Source organism: Streptomyces sp. NPDC051555 (assembly GCF_044454405.1).
Classification (GTDB): Bacteria; Actinomycetota; Actinomycetes; order Streptomycetales; family Streptomycetaceae; genus Streptomyces.
The window spans coordinates 1-4,242 of record NZ_JBITDP010000085.1; the positions used below are offsets into that span (position 1 = coordinate 1).

Genomic DNA, 4,242 nt, shown 5'->3' on the forward strand with positions numbered 1-4,242 from the left:
CCCCGGCGGCCTACGGCCGCCGGGGTCGTTTTCACATCCCCGCATCGACAACCACCACGTCGCCGCCATGCACACCTTCAACGTCGCTCAACACCGCGTTCACGACGCGCAGCATGTCGCCGTTGTTGGGGCGGCAGGCGCTGTTCTTGTCGCCGACGCCGTGCCGGTGGGCGCTGATGATGTGCTGGCGGGCCTGGCGGGCGGCCCAGCGCCGGCTGCTGGGGCCGGTGTTCTCGTGGACGTGCCCGCTGTCGTGGAAGGTGTCCAGGTGGCAGCCGGTGCAGTGGTAGGTGACCAGCTGCTGCGGCTCGCTGTCGGGAAGCCACTTGCCTTCGAACTCGTAGACGATGACCTCGGCCCCCGGGAGCTCGGTGTGCGCGAAGGCGGTGATGAGGCCGACGCCGTCCGCGATCCCGCCGCGCGCAGCCCAGTTCCAGAAGACGCGGGGAAGCAGGTCGTCCCAGCCCTTGCCGTGGGGCCACTGGGCGTACGTGACGCCCTGGGAGGCGTCGAAGGTCGCCGTGCCGTCGGCGTTGTCGCGCTGGTACTGCTCGATCTGTGCGATCGACCCGAAGTAGGTCGCGGAGAACTCCTCGGACTCCAGGAAGATCAGCCCGTATCCCTCGGGGCGGGTGTCGTGGCCGTTGTCCTTCAGCATCTCCACCATGTCCCCGTAGCCGGGGTGCCTGGGGGTGATGGTGGCGACGAGGGGCAGCCGGTACCGGTCGCAGCTGGTGACGTGGGCCGGGTTGGTCTCGCTGACGTGGTGCGCGGTGCCGTACGTGTTCGTGATCGTGATGCTCATGGCTGGGTGTCCTTCCCGGGGTAACAGCGGGCGCCCGGCGTGGCCGGGTCGCGGTGGGTTCGGGGTGTTGGGCGAAGCGCCGGCGGTGCGGCTCACGCGCGGACCGCGTCCGCGTACTGCGCCTCCAGGTCCGCGCGGCCCTCGGGGTCGTCGTCCTGGAGGGCGTGGTCGTCGGCCTCCTGGTCGACGTCGTCGGGCCCGCCGTGGACGGTGCAGCGCACGTCCGGGTCGGTCATCAGCTCGCCGGTCAGCGCGCGCAGAAGATCGGTGACGTTGTAGGCCGGCGCCCACGCCTGGCCCTCGCATTCGGCGTCGGCCGCGCAGCCGACCAGGATGTCGAAGCCGACGTCGCCCTCGCCGTCGATGTCGTTGCGCTGGGCGAGGACGATGCGGTCGGCTCCGAGCCGGATCTCCGCGACGCGGTCGCCGCCGGCGAGCTGCGAGTTGTCGCGCCAGCGCCACATCGGCAGGATCTCGGGGCCGAAGGTGCGGCGGACCAGGAGCAGGTCGCCCAAGCCCTCGCTGTCGTCCCAGCCGAGATCCGCGCGCCGGGCATCGCTCAGCGGCTTCAGCAGCGCCTGGAGGCGGTAGAGGCTCTCCGCGACGACGACGTGGTCGAACCCCTCGGCGGGCAGGCCGGGGAACGCGTCGACCATCGCGGCGTGCTGCGCCCGTACAACGTGCTCGGGCACGCGCCGGTTCGCGGGCCGGCCTTCCTGGCGCTCCACGCACACCGAGAGCGGGGTCGGGACGACCAGGGCCACCGCCGGGACGCCGTGTCGGCGGGCGGTCGCGATCAGCTCGGCGCGCACGGCCAGCTCGCAATTCGTCGCGTCGACGACCGTCATCTTGCGGCGGGCGAGGCGCGCCTCGAGGACGGCCTGGAGCGCGAACACCGCGTCCTGGGTCGATTCCTGGCACCCGGCGTCGTCGCTGACCATCGCCCTGAACCGGTCGAGCTCCAGGACCTGCGTGGCGGGCCAGGTGGAGGCCCACGTCAACTTGCCCGAACCGGCCGCGCCGATCAGGCACACCAACGACGGCTCCGGGATCGTCGTATCGACGGGCAGTGCGTTCTCCAGGCGGAAGGTGGTCATTCGGCTTCTCCCTGCGGGTCAAGAGCACGGGTGGCGTAGTAGATCTGCAGACCGGCGTTCTCGGTGATGAGGGCGGCGGCCTCGTGCAGCGGGCACGACATCTCGCCGTCGCGGTCCGGCTCGATCCGTCCGGCGGCCTGCGCGGCGACGGTGAGCAGCTGCGCGAGGGAGCCGAAGACGCCGTCCTGGCGGTGGTCCTCGTGGTAGAGCTCGCGCAGGATCTGCGCGAGCTCCTGGGCACCGACCTCGCCGGTGAGTTCGTCCTGGGTCTGCTGGAGGGCGAGCTGGGCGATGCCGACGGAGGCGCGCACCCGGTCCAGCCGGGTGCGGGGGCGGCGGCCGGTCATCGGGTGGTGGCCTTGGTGGTGGCGACCAGGGCGGCGACGGTTTCCCAGCCGTGGTGCCAGGCGCCGTCCAGGTGGAAGGCCCCGTTGATGCCGAAGTCGGCGAGCTTGTAGAAGCCGCCCTTTCCGGTCTTGGTGGCGATCTTCTCCAGCAGGCCCTTGCCGGGAACGCGTCGGTCCGCGGCGTAGTGGGTGCCGAGCGAGATGGCGAGCGCGGCCGCGGCGGCGGCCGGGTGGACCCGGATGCCGAGAGCGCGGGCCCCGGCCCCGGCCACGATCGCCTGCGTGGCCGTATAGGTCAGGCAGTGGTGCAGGCAAGCCTTACGGCCGCCGGCCGTGCCGTGGGTGGTCTCCTTCCCGGTGACCGGGTCCTTGAAGGTGACCGGGTGCTCGTCGGAGGCGCCCTTCACGCGGGCGCAGAAGTCGTTCTGGACCCAAAAATCTCCGATCGCGCTCCCGGCGCGGGTCAGTCCGAGCAGGGCGGCGAAGACTGCGGGGCGATGCGTCATGCTGGATTTCTCCTGATCTCGATGGGTGAGGGAGCGGGCGGCCGGCTCTTTGCCGATGCTGCGGCCGCCCGGTGGTACCCCCGTCCCGGCCTGTGCGGCCGGGACGGGGCTCGCGCTACGCGGCCAGCCGGTGAGCGGCGGGTGCCGAGGGCGCGAAGTAGCTGCTGGGGTCCACGGGGGTGCCGTCGAAGCACTCGACGCAGCAGCCCAGCTTCTTGGAGAGGCAGAAGTAGAAGCGCCTGCGGCACTCACCGCAGGTCTGGCGAGCTGCCATCGCCTGGTCCAAGGCCCATTCCTGAGCGAGCGTCGGGGTGCGCTTGGGCACGGCGAGGTCGACGCGGAGCAGGAAGCCGCGGGTGGGATGACGGCAGGACCACTGCGGGCGGGTCGCGCACAGCCTGCACCGCAGGATCGCGACCGGGCCCTCGTTCCTGCCGGGGCTCAGCTGCATGTCCCGCAACGTCCTCCTGGGCACGAGCCCTTCGGGCACCGTGCCGCGGTCGAACTCCGGCAGCGCCGCGTTACTGCGCGGCACCCGGGTCACCTCGCGGCGGCGACGCCGCGTACGACGGCGCGGCATCACCGGCGCCAGGTGCCGGGCAGCCGGTCGGGGCGGTACGGGTGGCGGGGTCCGGGACGCTGGGGGCGGGGCCGGCCGATCCGGCGGCGCGGGCGGGGGATGAGCACGGGCAGTTCCTCCAGAGGTCGGTGCGCAGCTCCGCACCCCGCCGACGTCGAACGTGTAGGAGGGGTGCGGAGTGGCGGGTGCCGGGTCAGGCGGGCGTGTGCGTGCGGTGCGCGCCGGGCGTGGTGGGGGCCGGCGTGGTGTGGCTCGGGCGCGGGTGCTGGGGCTGCGGGTCGGGGGCGCCGGGCAGGTGGGTGCCGATCAGGTAGCCGATCAGCAGTCCGCCGGTGCCGTAGACCTTGTGCCGGTTCGCCTTCCACCAGGTAGGTGGGGTCGGCTCCGTCAGCACGCCTATGACGGCCACATGTTCTCCATTCGGTCGGGGACAGGGTGGGTGGTGCGTGAGGCCGGTCGGCCTGTCCGGCCCTCGCCCGGCCCCGCGGTAGCGGGGTGGGGCGAGGACCAGGCGGAGCGACCGGGGTCAGCGCTGGAAGGGGCGGATGTTGTCGGGGGTGTCGTCGCAGGGCGCGGTAGCGGGGGCGGGGAGGTGGATCTCGGGCCGGATCTCGATCTGCGGCTGGAAGGCCGGGGCGGGCTGGGCGGGCGCGGGGTAGTTGTTGACGACGGGGCGCAGGCTCCAGCCGCGCAGGGCGAGGGTGGAGGCGATGGTCCAGGCGAGGACGGCGATGGCGGCGGCGACGGTGCGCCCGTCGGTGGGAGTCGTGGTCCACACGACCGCGACCGTTGCCGCGCCCCAGACGGTCCAGGCCCTCTCTGTCAAAGTGGCTCAAGCCAGGCATACTGGATGATTCATTGAGTCGAGGGCGGAGAAGGAGTAGTGCCCCAGGTGGCCAGTACCAAC

At 72.3% G+C, this 4,242-nt stretch carries 7 protein-coding genes; all 7 read right to left on the minus strand.

Annotated features, from left to right (window positions below):
- Nucleotides 1-31: 31 nt before the first annotated feature.
- The 7 genes from ACIBEA_RS44210 to ACIBEA_RS44240 all read right to left on the minus strand — a co-directional run bounded on the left by ACIBEA_RS44210 (nucleotide 32) and on the right by ACIBEA_RS44240 (nucleotide 4,113).
- A complete protein-coding gene (locus tag ACIBEA_RS44210; protein WP_399270180.1) occupies nucleotides 32-805 on the minus strand; it encodes a hypothetical protein in 774 nt (257 codons plus the stop codon).
- Between the two features lie 92 nt (nucleotides 806-897).
- Nucleotides 898-1,902: an AAA family ATPase gene (locus tag ACIBEA_RS44215; protein ID WP_399270182.1), complete on the minus strand. Its 1,005-nt coding sequence runs from the start codon at nucleotides 1,900-1,902 to the stop codon at nucleotides 898-900.
- On the minus strand, nucleotides 1,899-2,249 hold the full coding sequence (locus tag ACIBEA_RS44220; protein WP_399270184.1) for a hypothetical protein: 351 nt from the start codon (nucleotides 2,247-2,249) through the stop codon (nucleotides 1,899-1,901). The genes ACIBEA_RS44215 and ACIBEA_RS44220 overlap by 4 nt, the downstream gene beginning before the upstream one ends.
- Nucleotides 2,246-2,755, minus strand: a complete 510-nt coding sequence (locus ACIBEA_RS44225) for a hypothetical protein (protein ID WP_399270185.1) — start codon at nucleotides 2,753-2,755, stop codon at nucleotides 2,246-2,248. The genes ACIBEA_RS44220 and ACIBEA_RS44225 overlap by 4 nt, the downstream gene beginning before the upstream one ends.
- A 115-nt stretch (nucleotides 2,756-2,870) precedes the next feature.
- Nucleotides 2,871-3,290: an RRQRL motif-containing zinc-binding protein gene (locus ACIBEA_RS44230; protein WP_399270187.1), complete on the minus strand. Its 420-nt coding sequence runs from the start codon at nucleotides 3,288-3,290 to the stop codon at nucleotides 2,871-2,873.
- 238 nt (nucleotides 3,291-3,528) lie between these two features.
- Nucleotides 3,529-3,744 (minus strand): hypothetical protein, encoded by a 216-nt coding sequence (locus ACIBEA_RS44235; protein ID WP_399270189.1) that lies wholly within the window; start codon nucleotides 3,742-3,744, stop codon nucleotides 3,529-3,531.
- 117 nt (nucleotides 3,745-3,861) lie between these two features.
- A complete protein-coding gene (locus ACIBEA_RS44240) occupies nucleotides 3,862-4,113 on the minus strand; it encodes a hypothetical protein (RefSeq protein WP_399270191.1) in 252 nt (83 codons plus the stop codon).
- Nucleotides 4,114-4,242: the final 129 nt, after the last annotated feature.

Excerpts from the sequence above, each read along its gene's own strand:
- ACIBEA_RS44210 (WP_399270180.1), bottom strand. The coding sequence starts at position 805 with ATGAGCATCACGATCACGAACACGTACGGCACCGCGCACCACGTCAGC.
- ACIBEA_RS44225 (WP_399270185.1), bottom strand. The coding sequence starts at position 2,755 with ATGACGCATCGCCCCGCAGTCTTCGCCGCCCTGCTCGGACTGACCCGC.
- ACIBEA_RS44215 (WP_399270182.1), bottom strand. The coding sequence starts at position 1,902 with ATGACCACCTTCCGCCTGGAGAACGCACTGCCCGTCGATACGACGATC.
- ACIBEA_RS44220 (WP_399270184.1), bottom strand. The coding sequence starts at position 2,249 with ATGACCGGCCGCCGCCCCCGCACCCGGCTGGACCGGGTGCGCGCCTCC.